Origin of the sequence: Micromonospora sp. DT31 (genome assembly GCF_049841795.1) — a bacterium.
Taxonomy (GTDB): Bacteria; Actinomycetota; Actinomycetes; order Mycobacteriales; family Micromonosporaceae; genus Micromonospora.
Genome location: NZ_JBNCKZ010000002.1, coordinates 124037 through 146974 on the forward strand (window position 1 = coordinate 124037; position 22938 = coordinate 146974).

Below are 22938 nucleotides of genomic sequence, written 5' to 3' on the forward strand. Positions count from 1 at the left end.
TCTCGGCCCTCGCTACGGTCCGAGACGGTCACGCCGGACACCGATGGGCCGCCCGCGTGCGGCAACCCGACCGGAAAGTCTTCCGGAACGGGATTGGTGATCACCCACCAGAGGGAATACCAGTGGGTGAAGGAGGAGCCATGTCGCCCACCCAGGTAGTCGTCATAGTCATAGTCGTCGTCATCATCGCCGCGTTGGTCGCGTTCGCCGTGGTCGCCAACCGCCGGCGGGCCCTCAAGCAGCGGTTCGGCCCCGAGTATGACCGGGCCGTGGCCGAGCAGGACAGCCGCGGCGCCGCCGAGCGGGAGCTGCGCGAGCGCGAGCGCCGACACGCCGAGTTGGAGCTGACCCCGCTGGACCCGGAGTCCCGGGCCCGCTACGCCGCGGCCTGGGAGGAACTCCAGGTGCGTTTCGTGGACTCCCCGGCGGAAACCGTCAGCGATGCCGACGAGCTGGTCAGTCGCCTGATCGCCGAACGCGGATACCCCACTGGGGACTTCTCCGACCAGATCGCCCATCTCTCCGTCGAGCACGCCCGCACGTTGACCCACTACCGGGACGCCCACGAGATCCGACAGCGCAACGAGCGCGGTGAAGCCCGCACCGAGGACCTCCGACAGGCCCTCGTGCACTACCGGGCCCTCTTCGCCGACCTGCTCGGCGAGGAGCCGGTGGGCCAGCCGCAGCCGGAGCAGCGCCACCCCGACCACGACCGCGACGTCACCAACCGCTGAGGAGGCCGCCCCCATGCGCCAGGAAGAGCAGCAGGTCACACAGGATCACCCCGAGGCCGTCCGGTCCACGCCAGTCCCGGTGCCACCGCCGGGAGACCACGCCGACACCGACCGGCCGTACGCCGACCACGCCGGCACGTCCGAGGACGCGCTCGACGACCGGGACGCGGCCGACGACCGGGACGCGCTCGACGACCGGCGGGACGCCGAGGCCGACCCCGACGAGACCCGGACGTACGACACCGAGGACCGGCGCGACGCGACCGACCGGACCGACGACGAGCAGGCCGACGACCGCACCGACGGCGACGACCCGACCGACGGCGACCGCGAGGCCGTGTACCACGAGCCGGCACCGCTGCCGACGGCCTTCGGGGCGACGACGGTGGGCGACGCGGTCGCCGCCTCGGCGCTGGCCGGCGGGCGACCGCAGGACGAGCGGGACGCCCGGGACGAGGACACCGCCGCGCCGGGCGACGGCGCGCCGGGGCGCACCGACCCGCTCGACGACGAGCGGGCCGACCCGACCGCCGGGGACCGGCTGCACGACCGCGACCGCTGGGCAGGCGACGACGAGTCGGCCGCCGGGCACGCGGACGACCCGACGGACACGCCGGGCGACGACACGGCGACCGCCGGCGCGGTCGGGTACGGCAGCGCCGAACCCGGCCTGGTCGACCCGGACGCCGAACCCGTTCCGGTCGACGCGGACGACACCGACCGGCACCACGACCACGTCGACGCGGACACCGCCACCGCGGCGGCGGCCGGCGCGGCCGCGGGCGCCGGTGGCGCGGCGCTTGCCGGCGCGGACCGGCCCACGCCCGGCGCGGTGCCGGCCGACGCCGCCACGCTGTTGGCGCCGGAGGCCGCGCAGGGCTTCCGGGACCGCTGGCGCGACGTGCAGTTGCGCTTCGTGGACGACCCGCGCGCCGCGGTCGGCGAGGCCGAGTCGCTTGTCGCCGAGGCGATGGAGGCGCTCTCCGCCGCCCTGGCCGAGCAGCGCACCCGGCTCGGCGCCTGGCAGCAGTCCGGCTCCAGCGACACCGAGCAGCTCCGGGTGGCCGTGCGCGGCTACCGCGACTTCCTGGACCGCGTACTGGGCCGCTGACGTCCCCCCACAGAGCCCCGGCCGGTAACCCGGCCGGGGCTCCTTCGTGTCCCGACCCGAACAGCAGGCATGAAAGTTCGCGATCGGGGTAGGCGCCGGCAGCGGTACCGGGCGAGGAGGCACGGGCATGGGCGGCGGCCTGCGGTTGGACATGAACGTCCTGGACTACCTGATCCTGGCGCTCTACTTCGTCACGGTGCTTGGGGTCGGTTTCGCCGCCCGCCGGGCGATCCGGACCAGCGTCGACTTCTTCCTGTCCGGGCGCTCGCTGCCCGCCTGGGTCACCGGCCTGGCGTTCGTCTCGGCCAACCTGGGCGCGCTGGAGATCATCGGCATGGCCGCCAACGGCGCCCAGTACGGGATCATGACGGTCCACTACTACTGGATCGGCGCGGTGCCGGCGATGGTCTTCCTCGGCATCGTGATGATGCCGTTCTACTACGGTTCGAAGGTCCGCAGCGTCCCCGAATACCTGCGACTGCGCTTCAACCGCCCCACGCACCTGCTCAACGCGATCAGCTTCGCGGTCGCGCAGGTCCTCATCGCGGGCGTAAACCTCTACGCGCTGGCCCTGATCATGCAGGCGCTGCTGGGCTGGCCGCTCTGGTTCGCGATCGTGGTCGGCGCGGTGATCGTGCTGGCGTACATCACCATCGGCGGGCTCTCCGGCGCAATCTACAACGAGGTGCTCCAGTTCTTCGTGATCATCGCCGGTCTGGTGCCGATCACCGTGATCGGCCTGGTCAAGGTCGGTGGCGTGAACGGCCTGATGGACGCGGTACGCGAGTCCCGCCTCGGCGAGGCCGGCCTGCACGCCTGGCAGGGCACCGGCAGCACCGACAACCCGCTCGGCGCGCACTGGCTGGGCATCGTGTTCGGCCTCGGTTTCGTGCTCTCCTTCGGCTACTGGACGACCAACTTCGCCGAGGTGCAGCGGGCCCTGTCGGCACGCAACATGAGCGCCGCCAGGCGTACCCCGATCATCGCCGCGTACCCGAAGCTGCTCATTCCGGTGGTTACCGTGATCCCTGGCCTGATCGCGCTGATCACGGTGAAGGGCCTGGGCGCCGAGGAGGGCGCCATGGTCTACAACAACGCCATCCCGCTGCTCATGCGCGACCTGCTGCCCAACGGCGTGCTGGGCGTCGCGGTGACCGGCCTGGTGGCGTCGTTCATGGCCGGCATGGCGGCCAACGTCAGCGGGTTCAACACCGTGTTCACCTACGACATCTGGCAGGCGTACTTCCGGCCGGACGAGCCGGACGAGCACTACGTGACGGTGGGGCGGATCGCCACCGTCCTCGCGGTCGTCGTCGGCATCGGCACGGCGTTCATCGCGGCCGGCTTCAGCAACATCATGAACTACATCCAGGCCCTCTTCTCGGTCTTCAACGCGCCCCTGTTCGGCACGTTCATCATCGGCATGTTCTGGCGGCGGATGACCCCGCTGGCCGGCTTCTGGTCACTGCTGTCCGGCACCGCGGTGGCCACCGCCACCTACCTGCTCTACAAGGGCGGCGTGCTCAGCTTCAACTCGGACCTGGAGGAGAGCTTCTGGGGCGCCGGCCTGGCGTTCGCCACGGCCGCCGTGGTGGCCGTGATCGTCACGCCGCTGACCCGGCCGAAGCCCGACAGCGAGCTGACCGGCCTGGTGTACGGCCTCGCCGACACCACGCTCGTCGACGACTCGCTGGCCGGCGACGCCGCCTGGTACCGCTCCCCGGTGCTGCTCGGCGTGGTCGCCGTGGTCCTCGCCGCCCTGTTCTACATCCCGGTCTTCTGAGGAAGGGACCCGCGCAATGGCAGACGACGCCGACCGCTACCAACCCGGCGAGGCCCACGACCCGCTCGTCGACGAGACCGAGGACGCCCGGCGGGCCCGGTCGGCCGCGGCCCGGCTGTTCGACATCCGCCGGGTGATCGGTGGCCTGTTCGTCGCGTACGGGTTGATCGTCGGCCTGATGGGGCTCTTCGACTCGTCTGCCGAGATCGACAAGGCGCAGGGCCTGCGGATCAACCTGTGGGCCGGCGCGCTTATGCTGATCTTCGGCTTGCTCATGCTGCTGTGGCAGAAGATGCGCCCGACCGCGGCCACGGAGCCGCCGGACGAGGTGTCCTGAGCCGTCCCGCATGGTGCGCCCGGCACCGGGTAGGCCGCGGGGATCACGCACACGCCACGGGAGGGGAGCAACATGACCGGTCGTGACCGTCCGCTGGAGGAGACCCCCGAGGTGGCCGCGGCGGTGGAGGACGAGAGCACGGTGCCCCAGTTGCGCAACGGCGGTGCCGACCCGGACAACCCGGTCTTCACCGAGCCCGACGGCGCCGTGCCCGACACCGGCTCGCCGAATCTCGTCGGCGACCCGTACGCGGCCGGGACCGGCGCCACCGGCACCGGAACCGGCGCCGCCGGGGACCACATCCGCACCGGGGCCGAGCAGCCCTGGGAACCGGAGGACCTGGTGATGGCCCGGGGTCAGGACGTGACGCCGGAGAACCTCGAACGGGCCCGCCGCGACCTGGCCGAGTTGGGCCGGGCGGCGATCGAGCGCACCGTTCCCTGACCCCCGCACGCCCGAGGGCCCCTGGTCGACGTGGGCGTCGACCAGGGGCCCGGGGAACCCGCGCGGCGGTGCCTCACTCCCGTCGCGGCGGGTGGTTCAGCCGCGGCTCAGAGCGCCGGGTACGCGTTCTGCATCAGCTGCTGGAACTGGGCCGCGAACCACGCGCCGGAGATCGGCGCGTTCGGCAGGGCGCCGGACATGTTGTTGCCGTTGCGGGCGTTGCCGGTGTACGTCGGGTCGCACATCCGGTCGAAGCCCTTGCCCTCCTCGTTCGGGATCTCGGTGCTGGAGCCGTCCGACTCACCCGGGGGCTTCACCCAGACGTACGCGTCGATGCCGGTCTCCGGGTTGGCCCTCGGCCGCTCGCCGAGACCCGCGCCGGCCTGGTTGCACCAGTTGCCGGTGTGGAAGCGGCGGTCGACCCGACCACCGTCGACGTACGCGTCCACGCTCGTCGACGGGCCCGGGCCGGTGGGCCGGGCGGTCCCGCCCCAGCCGTTGCGGGAGGTGTCGATCAGCATGCCGATGTTGCTGTCGAAGCCGACCGAGACCAGCTTCTGTCGGAATGCCTGGGCGAACGACAGCTCGTCGACGTACTGGTTCCAGTCGATCCACTTGGACTGCCGCACCGTCTGACCGTTCACCGAGTCGGTGACCTTGACGTACGGCTCCTTGAGCGCGGAGTAGTTGGCGGTGTTGACGATGAAGCCCTGCACGTTGGCGACCGTGCTGCCGGACGCCACGGCGGCGGCCTTGAGCTGGTCGGCGACCGGGCCGAAGTTGCTGTCCCAGCCGATCCACCCGTGGTGGGCGGCGTCGATGTAGTTGTAGACGTTGCCGATCGCGCCCAGCTTCGCCAGCGCGTAGCCGACACCGTTGACGTAGGCGCCGTTGGCCTTGACGGTGTCACACATCACGGTGCCGCCCGCGTTGCCCGAGGTGTTGGTCACCAGGTTGGGCAGCGAGTCGATCTCGATGATGTTGACGATGCGCAGGCTCCGGTACTTCGCGTCGCCCTGGATCGCGGCGATCGGGTCGATGTACTCGGCCTTGTAGCGGGGCAGCTCGTCCGGGCCCAGCTCGCCGTTGGAGGCGAGCGCGGAGCAGTCCCGGCCGGGCAGGTTGTAGATGACGAACTGGATGTAGCCGGCGCCCTGGGCGAGCGCGGCGTCCAGGTGGTCACGGACCCCCATCGCGCCGTTGGAGCTGCTGTCCGGGGTGCCGTTGATGGCGGCGATCCGGTCGAGCCAGACGGCGGTCGGGTTGTTCGACACCCGGCTGCCGCCGGATACCGACTCCGCCTTCGCCTTCCACTCCGGGTTCACGTACCCCTTCACCCCGGCGTACGGGTTGTCGACCTTCTGGCCGGGCGGCGGGGGGGTCACGGGCGGCGGGGTGGTCGCCGGCGGCGGGGTGGTCGCCGGGATGGTCGGGGGCGGCGGGGAGGTCGGCGTGCTGCCGCCGTTGCAGACCGTGCCGTTGAGGGTGAACTGGGTCGGCTTCGGGTTGCTGCCGCTCCAGGAGCCGTTGAAACCGAGGGTGGTGCTGGCACCGGTGCCCAGCGACCCGTTGTAGGCCTCGTTCTGCGCGGTGACGTTCTGGCCGCTCTGCGTCCAGCGGGCCGACCAGCCGTTCACCACCCGCTGCGAGCTGTTCGGGAAGGTGAAACCGAGGTTCCACGAACTGAGCGGGTCGCCGAGGTTCTTGATGGTCACCGAGGCGGTGAAGCCACCGGGCCAGTCGTTGCTGGTGTATTCCACGCTGCACTGGGTGGCGGCCTGCGCCGCGGTGACCGGGAGGGTCACCAGTCCACCGGCCACCATGACGCCGGCGCCGGCTAGCGCGAGCGTCCGGTTCCGGCCGGACAGCCTTCTCCACAGATTCATACCACTGATCTCCTTGGGCGAGACCGGATCCGCGTACGGCCCGGCGCAATGGCGGCGGCGATCGTCCTGCGGGAACGACCGTGCGCGCCACGGGTCACTTCGGGGGACGCCCGACCCGGACGGGCGTGGGGGGTGGTGGTGCCGACCGGTCCGCAGGACCGGTCGATTGAGCCGGACGCCGGCCGGAATAACCGGCTGCCCTCGACGTCGGAGCTCGCGGTGTGGCTCCCCGAACCACGTGCAGCGATTCTTGCATGGGAGCGCTTCCATGGCAATGGCTCAATGCGATGCCCGCCCCACCCTAGCCCGCCTTCGCCCGCCGGGAGCGGACAGAGGTGCCGTTGGCGACCACGGCAGCCCGTCGCGATCTGCCCAGCGGTGCCGGAGCGGGCCCGAGCGGCGGCGGCCGGGCACGCCTCGGACGAGCGGGGCCAACGGTCACGGCGGGGCCGAACGCCGCCGATCGGGCGGCGACCACGCGTGGGCGTCCTCACATCGACAAACCCCTAAAAGTGAATCTTTCCCCGGATAAGTCACGAAAAGGTCTAACGTCAGCCGTAGCTCGACTGACGTCGGGCTCTGGACAAACAGGGATGGAGACGCTGGTCATGGCTAAGAAGATGCTCGGGAAGGTCGTCGCGGGCGCCGCCCTCGGCGGCGCGGGCCTTCTCGTGTTCACCCCGGGTATGGCCTACGCGGGCGGACACGACGAGGGAAAGATCATCGCAAAGCCGTACGCGGTCAAGGCGGGCGAGACCGTCGACCTGCTCGCCGTCTGCGCGCAGCCGCAGGAGCACGCCACCGTCTGGTCGAAGGTGACCGGAAAGGTGGACCTGCGCCCGGCCCGCGACGGCGGACACGGCGACTGGGCCGACTCCGACCAGGGCGCCGGGGGCTGGGGTGCCGACCAGGCCCCCGACGGCAAGGACGGGCACGGCCCCGATGGCAAGGACGGCCACGGCCCGGACGGCAAGGGCCCCGGCAGCAAGGGCCCCGAGGGCAACGGCCCCGGCGGTAGCGGTATGCCGCAGCCGCCCGCCGACCAGCCGCCCGGCCGGCCCCAGCCGGGCGGACAACCGCAGCCCGGTGGCAAGCCGGCTGGCATGCCCGCCGAGCCGAGCTGGGACAAGCAGCAGCGGGACGCCTCCGAATGGGCCAAGGACACCCACGGCCCGGACGGCAAACAGGCCCACGGCCCGGACGGCAAACAGGCCCACGGCCCGGACGGCAAGGACGCCCACGGCCCTGGCGGCAAGGACGCCGGGCCGGGCCCGGCTCGGGAGGACAAGGGCGGGAAGCCGTCCGCGTCCTGGCAGGACGACAACCACGGCAAGAACGGCAAGGACGGCAAGGGCGGACCGCCGCCGGCGCCCGGTCAGGACGACCGGGACGGTAAGGACCGGGGCGGGAAGTACCCTCCGGACCGGCCGGGTCACGAGGAAGGCGGCTGGGAGCAGGGGAAGGACTTCGTCTACTACGGCGAGGCCACCGTCTCCAAGGACGCCCGGCCGGGCCGGTACGAGTTGCAGGGCACCTGCGGCGAGGGTGAGCTGGTGGTCCTGCCGCACGGTGGGGTGGACGGCGGCGACGGCGGCATGAGCCCCACCGGCGTGGACCGTGGCCTCGCCACCGGCGGTGCGGGCATGATCGGTGTCGCCGCGTTGGGCGGCCTGGTGCTGCTGCGCCGGCGGCGGGCCAATGGTTCGGTCTGATCGGACGACGACCGCGGCCGGCGGCCGTCACGGGAAACCGTGGCGTGCCGCCGGCGCGGCCGTCGCCGTCCTGCTCGCCATGGTGGGCGCCGGCATGGTCGGCGCGTCCCTGCGGCCCGCCGCACCGCTGACCCCGCCGCAGCCGATCGCGCAGGCGGGCCCGGCCACCTCGGGCCTGGACGGGGACACCGGTCTGCCTGCGCCGGGCGGCGGTCTGGACCTGACGCCGGGCGCCGGTGACTGGTTGCCGCCGGACAGCGCGCTTCCGGCACTGCCGGGGCCACCGGCCACCGCAGCCCCCGGCGGTCCACCGACCACGCCGGGCGTCCCGGGCACACCGATCGTGCCGGGCGGCGGAGCCCCGGTGGGCACACCGCCACCCGCCGGCCCCGGCACACCTGGTGCGCCCGCACCAGGACCGAGCACGCCAGGACCGGGCACGCCGGCGCTGCCGGGCGCTGCCGGCGCCTCGCCGGCCGGTCCCGGTCCGGCCGCCGCGCCGGGCGCACCGGGGGCAGGGCCGGGACCGGTAACCGGGGCCGTCCCCGCCACGCCGGGCGGACCGGCGGCGCTGCCCCGGTCGACGCCGACCACCATCTCGATTCCCCGCATCGGGGTCAACGCGGAGATCATGTCGCTCGGCACCAACCCGGACGGCACGGTCCAGGTGCCGCCGCTGGAACAGGCCATGAAGGCGGGCTGGTACTCGCCGGGCGCCAGCCCGGGCGAGGTCGGCAACGCCGTGGTCGTGGGACACGTCGACTCCGCCCGGCTCGGCCCGGCGGTGTTCTTCAACCTGGGCGCGCTGCTGCCCGGCGACACGATCTCGGTCACCCGGCAGGACGGCTCGACCGCCACGTTCCGGGTCGACGAAGTGCGGTCGTACCCGAAGACCGCCTTTCCCGCCGAGCGGGTCTACGGCCCGGCGGCGGCCCCGGCGCTGCGGGTGGTGACCTGCGGTGGGGTGTTCGACCGGGCCGCGGGCAGCTACCTGAACAACATCGTGGTCTACGCTCGCATGGTCGGCTAGACCCGAAACGGCCGTGGCCCGGTGGTCGCTCGACCACCGGGCCACGTGCGAGCGACAACCGTCAGGCCGCCGCCGAGGTCCGGACCAGGGTACGGATCTGGCGCAGCAGCACCGACAACGCGGACAGGTCGGCGCGGGACTCGTCGAACTCCCCCATCGCCCGGTGCGCCCGGTGGATGGAGGTGGCGTTCGCCTGCTCCCACTCCTGCACCCGTTCCACAGGTGACACGCTGGCCGGCGTGGAGGCGAGCACCTCCCCGGTGAGCGCGGCCAGCGCGGCGTACAGGTCGTAGCGCAGCGCCATCCGGGCCAGGGTCTGCCAGCGGTCCTCCCGGGGCAGCAGGGAGATCTTCGACAGCAGTGAGTCCACCCGGAACCGGTCGGAGAGGACGAAGTAGACCGAGGCCACCTCGTCCACGTTCCGGCCGGTCGTCTGGGCCGTCTCGACGATGTCCAGCAGACCGAAGCTGTACATCAGGCGGGTCGCCTGCTCGGCCAGGTCGCGCGGCAGCCCCTTGCCGGTCAACTCCCCCATGTGCTCGGCGATGGCCTCCCGTTCGGTGCCCCAGAAGCGGTCCTCCAGGTCGGGCAGCAGCCGGGCGACCCCGCCGCGCAGCCGCTCGATCTCGGCCGGCACGTCCAGCGGGGACCGCCGGTTGGTGACCAGCCAGCGCACCGCGCGGTCGAGCAGCCGCCGGGTGTCCAGGTAGACGGCGGTCTGCAACTCCGGCGAGACCTTGTTGTCCAACGCCTCGACCGCGTCCCACAGGTCGCGCAGCCCGAAGACCTCGCGGACCACCACGTACGCCCGCAGCACGTCCGCCGCGGACGCGGCCGTCTCCTCGACGACCCGGAAGACGAACGAGATGCCGCCCCGGTTGATCGCCTCGTTGACAAGCACGGTGGTGACGATGTCCCGGCGCAGGCGGTGCCGGCCCATCCGGTCGGCGAAGCGCTGCCGCAGCGGCGTCGGGAAGTAGTTGACCAGGATGTCGGTCGTCCACTCCTCGTCCGCCAGGCCCTCGCCGACGATCTCCCGCTCCAGCACGATCTTCACGTACGCGAGCAGCACCGCGAATTCCGGCGCGGTCAGGCCGCTCTCGACGCGGACCGCCAGTTCGTCGTCCGGCGGCAGCCCTTCCAGGGCCCGGACCAGCGCGCCGGACCGCTCCAGATCGTTGATCATCCGGCGGTGCACCGGGAGCAGCGACGCGGCCTGGGCCTGCGAGTTGTTGAGCGCCCGCGCCTGGTCGTAGTTGTCCCGCAGCACCAGCTCGGCGATCTCGTCGGTCATCTCGGCCAACAGCTCGTCGCGTTCCGGCCGGTCCAGTTCCCCGTCGGCGACCGCCGTGTTGAGCAGGATCTTGATGTTGACCTCGTGGTCGGAGCAGTCCACCCCGGCCGCGTTGTCGATGAAGTCGGTGTAGATGCGGCCGCCGGTCGAGGCGTACTCGATCCGGCCCTGCTGGGTGAAGCCCAGGTTGCCGCCCTCGCCGACCACCCGGCAACGCAGGTTCTTGCCGTCCACCCGGATGGCGTCGTTGGACTTGTCCCCCACCTCGGCGCTGGTCTGGCTGGACGCCTTGACGTAGGTGCCGATGCCGCCGTTCCAGAACAGGTCGACCGGCGCGCTGAGGATCGCCTTCATCAGCTCCGGCGGGCTGAGCTGCGTGACGTCCTCGTCGAGGCCGAGCACGGCGCGGACCTGCGGCGTGATCGGCACCGACTTGGCGGTACGCGGGTGCACGCCACCACCGTCGGAGATCAGCTCGACGTCGTAGTCCGCCCAGGACGAGCGGGGCAGGTCGAACAGCCGCTTGCGTTCCGCGAAGGAGGTGGCCGCGTCCGGGTCCGGGTCGAGGAAGATGTGCCGGTGGTCGAACGCGGCCACCAACCGGATGTGCTCCGACAGCAGCATCCCGTTGCCGAACACGTCGCCGGACATGTCGCCGACGCCGACCACGGTGAAGTCCTGGGTCTGGGTGTCGTGCCCCAGTTCCCGGAAGTGCCGCTTCACCGACTCCCAGGCGCCCCGGGCGGTGATGCCCATCTTCTTGTGGTCGTAGCCGGCCGAGCCGCCGGAGGCGAACGCGTCACCGAGCCAGAAGCGGTTCGCCTCGGAGATCTCGTTGGCGATGTCGGAGAACGTGGCGGTGCCCTTGTCGGCGGCCACCACCAGGTACGGGTCGTCGCCGTCGTGGCGGACGACGTCCTCCGGCGGCACGATCTCGCCGCTGACGATGTTGTCGGTGACGTCGAGCAACGCGGAGATGAACTCCTTGTAGCAGATCACCGCCTCGTCCCGGTCGCCCGGCTTCTGCTTGAGCACGAAGCCGCCCTTGGCGCCGACCGGCACGATCACCGCGTTCTTCACCATCTGCGCCTTGACCAGGCCGAGCACCTCGGTGCGGAAGTCCTCGCGCCGGTCGGACCAGCGCAGACCGCCGCGGGCCACCGGCCCGTACCGCAGGTGCACCCCCTCGAAGCGGGGCGAGTAGACGAAGATCTCGAACTTGGGTCGCGGCGCGGGCAGGTCCGGAATGGCCTGCGGGTCCAGCTTGAACGCCACGTACGGCTTGGGCCGCCCGCCCACCGGCTTCTGGTAGAAGCTGGTGCGCAGCGTGGCCTGGATCAACGTCAGGTACGACCGCAGGATGCGGTCCTGGTCGAGGCTGGCCACCTCGTCCAACGCCTCGCCGATGGCCTCGACCAGCTCGCCGCTGCGCTGCCGGCGCTCGTCGAGCGTGGCCGCGCCGGGGGCGAACCGGGTCTCGAACAGCTTCACCAGCAGTTCGGCGATCCGCGGGTACGCGATGAACGTCTGCTCCATGTACTCCTGGGAGAACACGGTGCCGGCCTGCCGCAGGTACTTCGCGTACGCGCGCAGCACGACCGCCTGCCGCCAGGTGAGCCCGGCCCGCAGCACCAGCTCGTTGAAGCCGTCCACCTCGGCCTCGCCCCGCCAGGCGGCGGCGAAGGCGTTCTCCACGTGCGGGCGCACCTCGGCCAGGTCCTGGTGACGCTCCGGCAGTTCCAGGCCGAAGTCATAGAGCCAGATCCGGCCGTCGACGCGTTCCACCTCGTAGGGGTGCTCGTCGACCACCTTCACGCCGAGCGAGTGCAGCACCGGCAGCACGGCGGAGAGCATCATCGGCTCGCCGTAGCGGTAGACCTTGAACCGCACGTCCATGGCCTCGTCGGTGAGCCGGGAGGTGTACGGGCGCGGCGAGGCCTGCTTGCGGAACAGGTGCATCTCCAGCTGGCCGGGCTCCTCCAGCAGCTCCAGCTTGGCCAGGTCCTTCATCGCCTCGTACGGCGTGTGCCCGTCCTTGTAGCCCTCCGGGAACGCGTCGGCGTACCGGCTGAACAGGTGCTTGGCCTGCTCGTCGCCGAGCTTGCGCTCCAGCACCAGCCGGTAGTCGTCGTCCCACAGCCGGGTCGCGTCGGCCAGTTCCTCGGCCAGCAGGTCGGCGTCGATGTCCCCGGGCGGATTGTTCGGGTCGGTACGCACGATGAAGTGCACCCGGGCCAGCATCGACTCGGTGACCCGCGTGGTGTAGTCCACGCCGACACCGTTGAGCTCGCGCAGCAGGATGTCCTGCATGCGCAGCCGGTTCTGGGTGGTGAACCGGTCCCGCGGCAGGTAGATCAGGCAGGAGATGAACCGCCCGTACCCGTCGCGGCGCAGGAACACCCGCAGCTGCCGGCGACCGGCCATCCGCAGCACGCCGATCACCGCGTGGTAGAGGTCGTCGGTCTTGATCTGGAACAGCTCGTCGCGCGGGTAGGTCTCCAGGATCTGCAACAGATCCTTGCCGGAGTGACTGCGCTGGCTCAGGCCGGAGCGGTCCAGCACCTCGGCGACCTTGCGCCGCACCACCGGCAGTTCCTGCACGCTGGTCCGGTAGGCGGCGGTGGAGAACAGGCCGAGGAAGCGCCGCTCACCGATCACCTCGCCGGCCTCGTCGAAGATCTTGAAGCCGATGTAGTCGAGGTAGGCCGACCGGTGCACGGTGGCCCGCGAGTTGGCCTTGGTGATGATGAGCAGGCGCTTCTCCAGCACCTTCTCGTGTGCCTCGGGGGTCATCGAGTTCAGCGACCGGGCCTCCGGCGAGTCGGAGCGCAGGATGCCCAGCCCGGTGCCGAGCACCGCCTCCAGGGCCTGCCCGCCGTGCGTCCCGTCGGCGGAGACCAGGCGGTACTCCCGGTAGCCGAGGAACGTGAAGTGGTCGTTCGCGAGCCACCGCAGCAGCTCCACCGAGTCGGTGATGTCCTTCTCCGGCACCGGCGGCCGGTTGTCCGCCGTCCGGGCGGCGCCCAGTTCGTCGGCGAGCGCCAGCGCCCGCTGCCGCATCTTGGGCCAGTCCTCGACGGCCTCCCGCACGTCGGTGAGCACCCGTTGCAGCTCGCGGCGCAGCGTCTCCCGCGCGCCCGGGTCGCGGACCGGGTCGATCTCGATGCGCATCCAGCTCTCGACCAGGTCGCCGGCGATGGCGTCGTCCGGCTCCACGTCGGCGGAGACCTCGGCGAGCCGGCCCAGCGGTTCGCGCCGCACCACGACCAGCGGGTGCACCAGCAGGTGCACGTCGAGGTGGTGGGCGTTCAGCAGCGCGGTCACCGAGTCGACCAGGAACGGCATGTCGTCGGTGACGATCTCGACGACGGTGTGGTGCTGGTCGGCGTCCGGTTCGTGGATGCGCAGCTTCAGCTCACCCGGCACCCGCTGCTGGGCCAGGTCCCGGTGGGCCCGGGCGGCGGCCAGCATCTCCTCGGCGGTGAAGCCGATCAGCTCCTCGTCCGGCGCGAACCGCCAGAAGCGGTCCACCAGGGTGGCCGCGTCGTGGTCGTCGCCGGCCAGCGCGACCGCCTGGGCGACCAGCCGTTCCGCGTTCGGCACCGGCTCGTCCAGCTCGGCGTCCTCGGACTCGTCGGCCAGCGCCTGCGCGGGCAGGCCGAGGTCGTAGAGGGTGTCGATGCTGGAACCGGTCATCCCGGTCACGCCTGTGTGAAGACGGCCGTAACCGTCGCCGTCGGTCGCCGAATCGAAGCTGTCGTCGTCCCGGCCGGTGTCATCCTGCCGGAGGTCGGGTCCCGGTTTGATCGCCGGACGCCGGTCCATCGGTGCCACTCCCCTCGACCCACCGCGTTGTGGGTCACTCTGCCGCCCAGCCTAGGCCCTGCCGGTGTGTCCCTGCGTCGGCGGACCACTGGCCGGACGTCCGGATCGGGACTCTGTCCTTTCACCTGTTGCGGGTCCGTGGTCGTCCGGCCCCGGAGTACCCGGACTGGCGATGTTCATCACACTGCCACAGCCCGCTTCTGACGCTGCCGGAGGCCGTGGCGGGGCGGCAGGAAGCCACCTGCCGTACTAGCGTGCAGGGCAGTTGCGCACCGGAGGGACTGCTTCATGCCCGTGTCGTACCCCGTCCGCCCCCGCCGTCACACCCGTCACCGGCTGACCGCCGGTCTGGCCGCCGTCCTGCTGGCGGCGGGCTCGGTGACCGGCTGCTCCGGCGAGGACGGCCCGGAACAGGCCGTGGACGCGTTCCTCGCGGGCTGGCGCTCCGGCGACCTGCACTCCGTCGGGTTCGTCGAGCCGACCGGCGGGCGGGTGCCCGCCGCCGAGGTGACGAAGCAGCTCAAGGAGCTCGCCGGGGCGCTGTCCGCCACCGCGCCGACACTGGAGCGCACCGGTGACATCACCACCGCCGGTGACGTCACCACCGCCCGGGTCCGGCTGACCTGGCCGCTGCCCGGCGGCACCCGCTGGGCCTACGAGAATCCGGTACGCCTCAAGCGCGGCGGCGAGGACCAGTGGCAGGTGGTCTGGGAGCCGACAGTGGTCCACGAGAAGCTGACCGCCGGCGACCGGTTCGCCTTGCGCCGGGAGGCCGCGCCGCGGGCCGCGGTGCTCGACGCCGCGGGCAACCCGATCGTCGCGCCGCGCCCGGTGGTGCGGGTGCAGGTCGCCCCGGGCGAGGTCACCGACGTGCCAGGGCTGGTACGCCGGCTGGACGCCGCGTTCAAGGCGATCCGTCCCGCGCTCAGCCCTCCGGTCGACCTCACCGACCTGCCCAAGCGGCTCAAGGATGCGGACCCGAACGCGCGGGTCGAGGTGGTGACGCTGCGCGAGGAGGCCTACCGGCAGATCAAGCCGCGGATCTACGACCTGCCCGGCACCCGGTTCGACAGCGCCCAGCTCCAACTCGCCCCGACCCGGGAGTTCGCCCGGGCGCTTCTCGGCTCGGTCGACCCCGCCCAGGCCGACGACCTCAAGGCCCACCCGGACCGGTACGCCCGTGACGACCTGGTCGGGCATGGGGGCGTCCAGGGCCGCTACGACGAGCGGCTGCGCGGCGTCCCCGGCATCACCGTGATCACCGAGCGGACCACCCCGGCGGGCACCGCCGAGCCGACCGGCACGGAGCTGTTCCGCAGCGATCCGAAGGCCGGGCAGCCGGTGCGCACCACCCTCGACGTGGCCACCCAGAACGCGGCCGACGCGGCGTTGCGCGGGCAGACCCGCCGCTCCGCCCTGGTCGCCGTGCGGGTCAGCGACGGCACGGTGCTGGCGGCCGCGAACGGCCCCGGCGCGGCCGGCGAGAACCTCGCCTTCACCGCCCAGGTGCCACCCGGCTCCACGTTCAAGATGGTCAGCGCGCTGGGCCTGCTCGACCGGGGGGCGGTGACCCCGCAGGCCATGGTGAACTGCCCGAAGACGGCCGTGGTGGACGGTCGGACGTTCAAGAACTCGGACAACTTCGAGCTGGGCGCGGTGCCGTTCGCCACCGACTTCGCCAAGTCCTGCAACACCGCCTTCGTCTCGCTGGCGCCGAAGCTCGGCCCGGACGGGCTGGCGCAGGCCGGCCGGGCGCTCGGTCTGGAAGCCGGGTGGGATCTGGGCGTAGACGCGTTCACCGGCAAGGTCTCCGCCAACGGCTCGACCACCGAGCAGGCCGCCGCCGCCATCGGTCAGGGCACCACGCTGGTCAGCCCGCTGGCCATGGCGGGTGCCACCGCGGCGGTGGCCCGGGGCAAGTGGGAGCAGCCCACACTGCTGCTCGACCCGGCGCCGGCCAAGCCCGCACCCGCCGGTGCGGCGCTCAAGGCCGAGTCGGTGGCGGCACTGAAGGCGATGATGCGCGGGGTGGTCACCTCGGGCAGCGGCAGCGCGCTGGCGGACGTGCCGGGCGAGCCGGTGCACGGCAAGACCGGCACCGCCGAATACGACAACAACCCGGCGCACACGCACGCCTGGTTCGTCGGTTGGCAGGGCGACGTGGCCTTCGCTGTCTTCGTCGAGCAGGGCGGGGCGGGCTCGAAGGTCGCGGCGCCGATCGCCGAGCGGTTCCTGCGGGGCCTCCCGCGCTGAGCCGTACCGTCAGGCGATGTCGATGCCGGAGCGGGCCGCACCGGGCTCGGTCGCCGGCTCGTCCGCGCCGGTGGGCACTCGGCGCAGCCGGCCCGGCGTCAGCGGGTCGGCGGTGAAGTGCTCGGCGGCCAGCAGGTCGCCGTCGGCCGCGGCGTCCTCGGTCGGGTCGGGACCGATCGGCTCCACCGCGACCGCGGGTGCCGGCACCGCCGCCGGGGCCGGCAGCGGCGCACGCTCGGTGCGGGCCTCGCCCGCCCGGGGCGCCGGCGCGACCGGCGTGGCCGGAAGCAGCCGGGGCGGCACCGCGCCGGGGGCGACGACCGGGGCGAGCCCGGCCACCACCGTGTTCACGATCTCCGACGCGTACGCCCCGTCCGGGTCGTAGTCGGGGTCGAACACGGTCAGCTCGACCCCGAGGCAGTGCGGGGTGTCGACCAGCCCGGCGAGCAGGATCTCCAACTCGGCGAAGGCGATGCCGCCGGCGTCGGGGGCGTCCACGGCGGGCATCACGGCCGGGTCGAGCACGTCCACGTCGATGTGCACCCAGTAGCCGGCGCAGTCGACGAGCTGCTCGTGCGCCCACTGCGCGGTCCGCGCGGCGCCCTCGGCGCGCAGCGCCGGCACCGGCCGGGTGGTGATGCCGGCGGCCTGGAGGTCGAGGCGGTATTCGTCCTGCGCCCGGATGCCGAGCACCACCACGTCGACGTCCCGGAAGTAGGGGCGCCGGCCCTCGATGGCCGCCAGGTCGGGCTGGCCCCGCCCGGTGACCAACGCCAGGTCCTCCCCGGCGGCGGCGCCGACGTAGGAGGCGTTGCCGGGATGCCGGAAGTCGGAGTGGCCGTCGACGAAGACCAGACCGATCCGCCCGCCGACCGCCTCACCGAGTCGGTGCATGGCCAGGGCCGAGCCGAGCAGCACCGAGCAGTCCCCGCCCAGGAGCAGCGGGAACTCCCCCCGGTCGATGATCGCGCCGATCCGGTCGGCGAGCGCCGCCGAGTAGACGGCGATCTCCGGGGCGTGGCAGACGCCGTCGCCGGGCCGCCAGTCACCCGGGTCGTACCGGGGTGGGGTGAGGCAGCCGGCGTCGCGGGCCCGCAGCCGGGCGAGCAGCCCGTGGTCGCGCAGCGCGCCGGGGGCCTTGCCGCAGCCGGGGACGGAACTGGCCGTGGGGGGACGCAACCCCAGGTTGGTCGGCGCGTCGAGGACGGCTATCCGGCGCATCATGGGCTCCCGTCCTCGGTGTTCGGGCGGGCCGGCGGGTGCGCCGGCCCGCGTGGGCGTGCGACGTGCGACGTGCTCAGAACAGGGCGCTGGCCAGGGCGCGTCGGGCGGAGGCGACCGCCGGGTCGTCCGGACCGGCGATGGTGAACAGACCGAGCAGGTGCTGGCGTACCCGGTCCTGGTCGTCGCCGGCGGTCCGGCGGACCAGTCCGACCAGACGCCGGTAGGCCTGGTCGGCCAGGCCGCTGAGCACCTCGATGTCGGCGGCCAGCAGCTGGGCGTCCACGTCGTCGGGGGCGGCGGCCGCGGCGTCGAGCGCGCCCTGCGGGTCCGCGCCGGCCACCCGGCGGGCCAGCCCGACCTGTGCCAGGCCCGCCTCCGCCGCCGCGTCCGCCGGCGACTCGGCCAGGATCTTGCGGTACGCGGCCTCGGCGGCGTCCAGGTCGCCGCTCATCAACGCGTCGTCGGCGGCGTCCAGTCGCGGGTCCTCCGGCTCGGCGACGGCGACCCCGCCCGCCTTGAGCACGGCTTGCAGCCACTGCCGCGCCTGCGCCTCGGACAGCACGCCGGACACGGCGTCGACGGGTCGACCACCGACGATGGCGTAGGTGGTGGGCAGCGCCTGGAGTTGGAACATCTGCGCGAGCCGGGGCTGCTGCTGCACGTCGACCCGGGCCAGCAGCCACGCTCCCCCGCCCTCGACGGCGAGTCGTTCCAGCACCGGGGCGAACTGGTCGCTCTCCGGGTAGCCGGCGGCGCCGAAGAAGACCACGACCGGTGTGGTGAGCGAGCGTTCGAGCACCGCTGACTGGATGTTCGCCTCGGTCACGTCGAACACGGCGTCCGGGCCGGCGGCGCTGCCCGACAGGCCGGCGGGCGGGCCGGCCGGTGTCGGTGTCGCGGAGGGGGTGTCGGCAGGTGCGGGGGTGCGCAGCGCGCTGAGGTCGACCGCGCCGCGGGTGAAGATCGACGGGGTGATCCGTGGGTCGCTCATGGTTGTCTAGTCTCGCACGTACGCCACGGATCTCCGACCAGCCGCGACGGCGACAGTCACCACTCTCCCGCTGCTCAACCCGCACACCCCCACCGCCCCGCGATCGTGCGCTTTCCGCCCCGGCAAATGCGACAACTGCCGCACGGAACGGGGGTCGACCACACGATCGCGGGGGTGGGTGGGGGACGGAGGGTCAGAAGCGGGCGGGTTCGCGGTAGACGCCCCACTCGGCGCGCAGGGCGTCGCAGATCTCGCCCAGCGTGGCCTCGGCGCGGACCGCGTCGAGCATCGCCGGGACCATGTTCTCCCCGGTCCGGGAGACCTCGACCATCCGCGCGACGGCGGCGGTGACGGCGGCGTCGTCGCGGGCCGACTTGCGCTCCGCGAGCACCCGGCGCTGCTCCACCTCGACCTCGTGCGAGATGCGCAGGATCTCCAGTTCCTTGGCGACCGTGCCGGTGTGGCAGTTGACGCCGACGATCTTCTTCTCGCCCTTCTCCAGCGCCTGCTGGTAGACGAACGCCGACTCGGCGATGTGCCCGGTGAACCAACCGTCCTCGATGCCGCGCAGGATGCCGGAGGTCATCGGGCCGATGGTGTGCGGGCCCTCGCCGCCGAGCTGGCGGATCCGGGCGAAGATCTCCTCCGCCTCGGCCTCGATCCGGTCGGTGAGCTCCTCGACGTACCAGGCGCCGCCGAGCGGGTCGGCCACGTTCGTCACCCCGATCTCCTCCATCAGCACCTGCTGGGTACGCAGGGCGATCTCGGCGGATTCGTCGGTGGGCAGGGCGAGCGTCTCGTCGAGGGCGTTGGTGTGCAGCGAGTTGGTGCCGCCGAGCACCGCGGCCAGGGCTTCCACGGCGGTGCGTACCACGTTGTTGACCGGCTGCTGGGCGGTCAGCGACACCCCGGCGGTCTGGGTGTGGAACCGCAGCCACTGAGCCTTCTCGCTGGTGGCACCGTACACGTCGCGCAGCCAGCGGGCCCAGATGCGACGGGCGGCGCGGAACTTGGCGATCTCCTCGAAGAAGTCCAGGTGGGAGTCGAAGAAGAAGCTCAGGCCGGGGGCGAAGACGTTGACGTCGAGGCCGCGGGACAGGCCCAGCTCCACGTACCCGAATCCGTCGGCAAGCGTGTACGCCAACTCCTGCGCGGCGGTCGAGCCGGCCTCGCGGATGTGGTAGCCGGAGACGGACAGCGGCTTGTACCGGGGGATCTCCCGCGCGCAGTACTCCATCAGGTCGCCGATCAGGCGCAGGTGCGGCTCGGGGTCGAACAGCCACTCCTTCTGCGCGATGTACTCCTTGAAGATGTCCGTCTGGAGCGTGCCGTCCAGGGTGGACACGTCGACGCCCTGCCGTTCGGCGGCGACGAGGTACATGCAGAAGACCGGCACGGCCGGCCCGGAGATGGTCATCGAGGTGGTGACGCCGGCCAGGTCGATGCCGTCGAACAGCGACTCCATGTCGGCGGCCGAGTCGATCGCGACACCACAGTGGCCGACCTCGCCGAGCGACTGCGGGTCGTCCGAGTCGCGGCCCATCAGCGTCGGCATGTCGAAGGCGACGGAAAGCCCGCCGCCGCCCGCGCCGAGGATCATCTTGTATCGCTCGTTCGTCTGCTGCGCGTTGCCGAACCCGGCGAACTGCCGGATGGTCCAGGTGCGCCCGCGGTAGCCGGTGGGGTGCAGACCCCGGGTGTACGGGAACTCGCCGGGCCAGCCGATCCGCTCGAAACCGGGGTACACGGTGCCCTCCGGCGGGCCGTACACCGGGTCGACACTCATGCCGGAGAGCGTGGTGAAGTCCGCGTCGCGCTTGCGGGCGGCGTCGTAGCGGGCCTGCCAGCGGGCCCGACCGGCGGCGATCTCGTCAGCGTCCATGCGCGAAACTCCTTCTCAAGTCGTCGTCCCAGCCGAGTGTAGAGCGGGAGCCTGAACGATCCCTAAGGGCATGCGTACCGGACGGTAACCCGGCGTCACCCCCGGCGCGAGTCCTCGCGGGCGGGCGTCCCACGTGCCGGACGACTCCGCGGCGGGCGCCGGCCGCCGGCGCGGGGCGTGCCACACTGCCGCCGTGGGCATGCGAGTTCTGATCGGGCTGATTACCTAGGCGGCGTGCGTCCTCTGCGCGCGCCGCCGGTCCAGCGTTCCGTCGGCTCGTCACTGTGAGGCCCCCGTGACCCTGTTGCACCCCACCCCCACCACTGTTGACCACCCGACCCGTGCGGTCGCCGACGGCGCGGACGGCACGCCGTGGACGATGGTCGTCCACATCAGCGCGGGACACTCCACGACCGGCCTGCTCAAGGTGCTGTCCGTGCTGCACGCACGCCGGGTCGCGGTCTCCCACCTGCAGTACGTGCAGTGCCCGAACAGCTCGGCGGTGATGATCGTGGAGTGCTCCCCGAGCACGGCGACGCTGGAGACGGTCCGCAAGAGCGTCGCGAACGCGGTGCCCGTCGTCAGCGTGAGCCTGCACGCCGCACCCGCACGTGCCGGCGCCACGCACCGGCCGGGGCGTCGCCGCACCAGGTGACGACGCGCGGCACGCCGCGCGCGGGCCCGACGTCAGCCCGACGCCGGGCCGGCCTCGTGACGCATGACGTCCCGGGCGGTGAGCGCCACGTGCAGGGACAGGCGTCGCTCGCTGGAGTCCAGGTCGACACCGAGCACGCGCTCGATCAGCTGCAACCGCTGGTACAGCGCGGACCGGGACAGACCCATGGCGTCCGCCGCGCGCCGCTTGTTGCGCCCCTCCACGAGGTACGTCTCCAGCAGGGCCGTGTGGTTCGTGCCGTGGCGCTGGTCGTAGGAGAGCAGCGGGCCCAGTTCGCGCTCCACGAACGTCTGCAGACGCACATCCTCGCGGAGCAGGTGGAGCAGGCCCCGCAGCCGGACGTCGAGAAGCCGGTAGAAGGGTCGCGGCTCCGCGGTGTGCACCACCGCGTCGGCCACCTGCGCCGCCTCCGCCAGCGAGCGCCTCGCCAGGTCGAGCGACCGGACCACCGACCCGGCGGCGACCACGACGTCCGACCCGGCCGGGTGGCCCGCCTCGGTGAGCGCGGCGGACAGCCCTCGCAGCGCGTCCTCGTCACCCTCGGCGTCACCGAGGGCGACCAGGACACTGACCCCCTCGCCGCCGACCGCCTCGTCGACGTCCCCGGTCAACGCCGCGAGGCCGCAGGCGCGGACCGCCGACTCCACCGCGTCCAGCAGTTCCCGTCGACGCAGGTTCATCTCGACGCCCGTGCCCCGGGTCAGCCGGCGCCTGCGCACCACGACCCCGAGCAGCCGGCGCTGCTCCAGCACCACGCCGAGGCCGCGCGCGCGCAGCGCCACGTCCCGGGTGGGCGCGGAGTGGGTGACGAGGCTCCACAGCAGGCTGCTGCGCGCCTGCCGTTCGACCGAGGAGGAGTCCTGCGTGACGAGTTGGTTCAGCGCGATGGTGGACGCGGCCCGCTCCAGCAGGACCCTCGTACGTGCCGGCGGCTCCTGGTCGCACAGCAGCACGAGCCGCCCCCACCGGTTGCCCCGGGCCTCGACGCTTGTCACCAGCCAACCCGACCGCGGCTCGTAACCGGTGCCGGACGGCACCTCCACCGCGCGTGAGCGGGTCTCCCAGCGGTCGAGCAGTTCCTCGGCGGACACCGGGCCGGTGTCGTACGCCAGCACCTGGCGGGCCAGGTTCTCCAGCACGGCGGGCCGGCCGGACAGGCGGGTGACCTCCCGGAGCACCTGCCGGGGCTCGGCCCCCTCGACCGAGAGCTCGGTGAAGATGCGGTGGATCTCGTCGTTCGCGAGCAGGTCGGCGGTCTGCTCCTCGACGATCACGGAGTGGACGACCTCGGTCACCGCCACGAAGCGCACCTCGCGGCGGAGCGCGACGAGGGGCAGGTTCCGGCTGCGGGCACGCTCGACCAGACCGGCCGGCAGGGTCCCGCCGAACCGGCGCCCGAGCTCGATCACCACACCCGCCGCACCGACGTCGGCCAGGGCGTCGATCCACCGGCGCAGCCCGTCGTCGTCCGGGGGCAGGCCGATGCCTGTGGTCAGCACCAACTCACCACCGCGGAGCAGGTCGGCGACCTCGGGCACCTCGGCGACGTGCACCCAACGCACCGGGGCGTCCAGCCGGTCCCGACCGGCCAGGACACGTGGCCCGGCCTGCTCCAACGCCGGCAGTTCGAGCACGTCCCGGACCGTCATCGGCATGAGCCCGTCTCCCTTCTCGTCCCGGCGCACAGTATGTGTGCTTCCGGAGAGCGGGAGCGACACAGTGCCCATTGCCCGGACCTGGGGAAGCGCAGATGATC

The 22938-nt window shown here is 72.4% G+C and carries 15 protein-coding genes; 9 read left to right on the forward strand and 6 right to left on the reverse strand.

Annotation, left to right across the window (positions count from 1 at the left end; translation table 11 throughout):
• Positions 1 to 140 precede the first annotated feature (140 nt).
• The 5 genes from ACLQ2X_RS04560 (at position 141) to ACLQ2X_RS04580 (ending at position 4409) form a co-directional block, all read left to right on the forward strand.
• Positions 141 to 734, forward strand: a complete 594-nt coding sequence (locus tag ACLQ2X_RS04560; RefSeq protein WP_425679662.1) for a hypothetical protein — start codon at positions 141 to 143, stop codon at positions 732 to 734.
• Between the two features lie 13 nt (positions 735 to 747).
• Positions 748 to 1845 (forward strand): hypothetical protein, encoded by a 1098-nt coding sequence (locus ACLQ2X_RS04565; RefSeq protein ID WP_425679663.1) that lies wholly within the window; start codon positions 748 to 750, stop codon positions 1843 to 1845.
• Positions 1846 to 1972: 127 nt separating this feature from the next.
• On the forward strand, positions 1973 to 3628 hold the full coding sequence (locus ACLQ2X_RS04570; protein WP_425679664.1) for a sodium:solute symporter family protein: 1656 nt from the start codon (positions 1973 to 1975) through the stop codon (positions 3626 to 3628).
• A 16-nt stretch (positions 3629 to 3644) separates the two neighbouring features.
• Entirely contained in the window at positions 3645 to 3965 is a 321-nt protein-coding gene (locus tag ACLQ2X_RS04575; protein WP_425679665.1) for a hypothetical protein, read from the forward strand.
• Between the two features lie 72 nt (positions 3966 to 4037).
• On the forward strand, positions 4038 to 4409 hold the full coding sequence (locus ACLQ2X_RS04580) for a hypothetical protein (RefSeq protein WP_425679666.1): 372 nt from the start codon (positions 4038 to 4040) through the stop codon (positions 4407 to 4409).
• Between the two features lie 107 nt (positions 4410 to 4516).
• Here ACLQ2X_RS04580 and ACLQ2X_RS04585 read toward each other — a convergent pair whose 3' ends face one another.
• Positions 4517 to 6295 carry a glycoside hydrolase family 6 protein gene (locus tag ACLQ2X_RS04585; protein WP_425679667.1) on the reverse strand — a complete coding sequence of 593 codons (1779 nt, stop codon included), beginning with the start codon at positions 6293 to 6295 and terminating at the stop codon, positions 4517 to 4519.
• A gap of 608 nt (positions 6296 to 6903) precedes the next feature.
• Between ACLQ2X_RS04585 and ACLQ2X_RS04590 the strand changes: the two genes are divergently transcribed.
• Positions 6904 to 8007, forward strand: a complete 1104-nt coding sequence (locus ACLQ2X_RS04590) for a hypothetical protein (protein ID WP_425679668.1) — start codon at positions 6904 to 6906, stop codon at positions 8005 to 8007.
• Between the two features lie 340 nt (positions 8008 to 8347).
• A complete protein-coding gene (locus ACLQ2X_RS04595) occupies positions 8348 to 9037 on the forward strand; it encodes a class F sortase (protein ID WP_425680008.1) in 690 nt (229 codons plus the stop codon).
• 61 nt (positions 9038 to 9098) lie between these two features.
• Here the strand turns inward: ACLQ2X_RS04595 and ACLQ2X_RS04600 are convergent, their stop codons facing one another.
• Entirely contained in the window at positions 9099 to 14156 is a 5058-nt protein-coding gene (locus ACLQ2X_RS04600; protein WP_425679669.1) for an NAD-glutamate dehydrogenase, read from the reverse strand.
• A gap of 288 nt (positions 14157 to 14444) precedes the next feature.
• On the opposite strand from ACLQ2X_RS04600, the gene ACLQ2X_RS04605 reads away from it, so the two are divergent.
• Positions 14445 to 16409 (forward strand): penicillin-binding transpeptidase domain-containing protein, encoded by a 1965-nt coding sequence (locus tag ACLQ2X_RS04605; protein WP_425679670.1) that lies wholly within the window; start codon positions 14445 to 14447, stop codon positions 16407 to 16409.
• Between the two features lie 9 nt (positions 16410 to 16418).
• Here ACLQ2X_RS04605 and ACLQ2X_RS04610 read toward each other — a convergent pair whose 3' ends face one another.
• The 3 genes from ACLQ2X_RS04610 to ACLQ2X_RS04620 all read right to left on the reverse strand — a co-directional run bounded on the left by ACLQ2X_RS04610 (position 16419) and on the right by ACLQ2X_RS04620 (position 20506).
• Positions 16419 to 17633, reverse strand: coding sequence for an arginase family protein (locus ACLQ2X_RS04610; RefSeq protein WP_425679671.1), 1215 nt, complete (start codon positions 17631 to 17633; stop codon positions 16419 to 16421).
• A 73-nt stretch (positions 17634 to 17706) separates the two neighbouring features.
• A complete protein-coding gene (locus ACLQ2X_RS04615) occupies positions 17707 to 18624 on the reverse strand; it encodes a tetratricopeptide repeat protein (protein ID WP_425679672.1) in 918 nt (305 codons plus the stop codon).
• A gap of 193 nt (positions 18625 to 18817) precedes the next feature.
• Positions 18818 to 20506 carry an acyl-CoA mutase large subunit family protein gene (locus ACLQ2X_RS04620; protein ID WP_425679673.1) on the reverse strand — a complete coding sequence of 563 codons (1689 nt, stop codon included), beginning with the start codon at positions 20504 to 20506 and terminating at the stop codon, positions 18818 to 18820.
• Positions 20507 to 20801: 295 nt separating this feature from the next.
• Here ACLQ2X_RS04620 and ACLQ2X_RS04625 point away from each other — a divergent pair, with 295 nt between their 5' ends.
• Positions 20802 to 21161, forward strand: a complete 360-nt coding sequence (locus tag ACLQ2X_RS04625) for a hypothetical protein (RefSeq protein ID WP_425679674.1) — start codon at positions 20802 to 20804, stop codon at positions 21159 to 21161.
• A 32-nt stretch (positions 21162 to 21193) separates the two neighbouring features.
• On the opposite strand, the gene ACLQ2X_RS04630 is transcribed toward ACLQ2X_RS04625, so the two are convergent.
• Entirely contained in the window at positions 21194 to 22837 is a 1644-nt protein-coding gene (locus ACLQ2X_RS04630; protein ID WP_425679675.1) for a PucR family transcriptional regulator, read from the reverse strand.
• Positions 22838 to 22938: the final 101 nt, after the last annotated feature.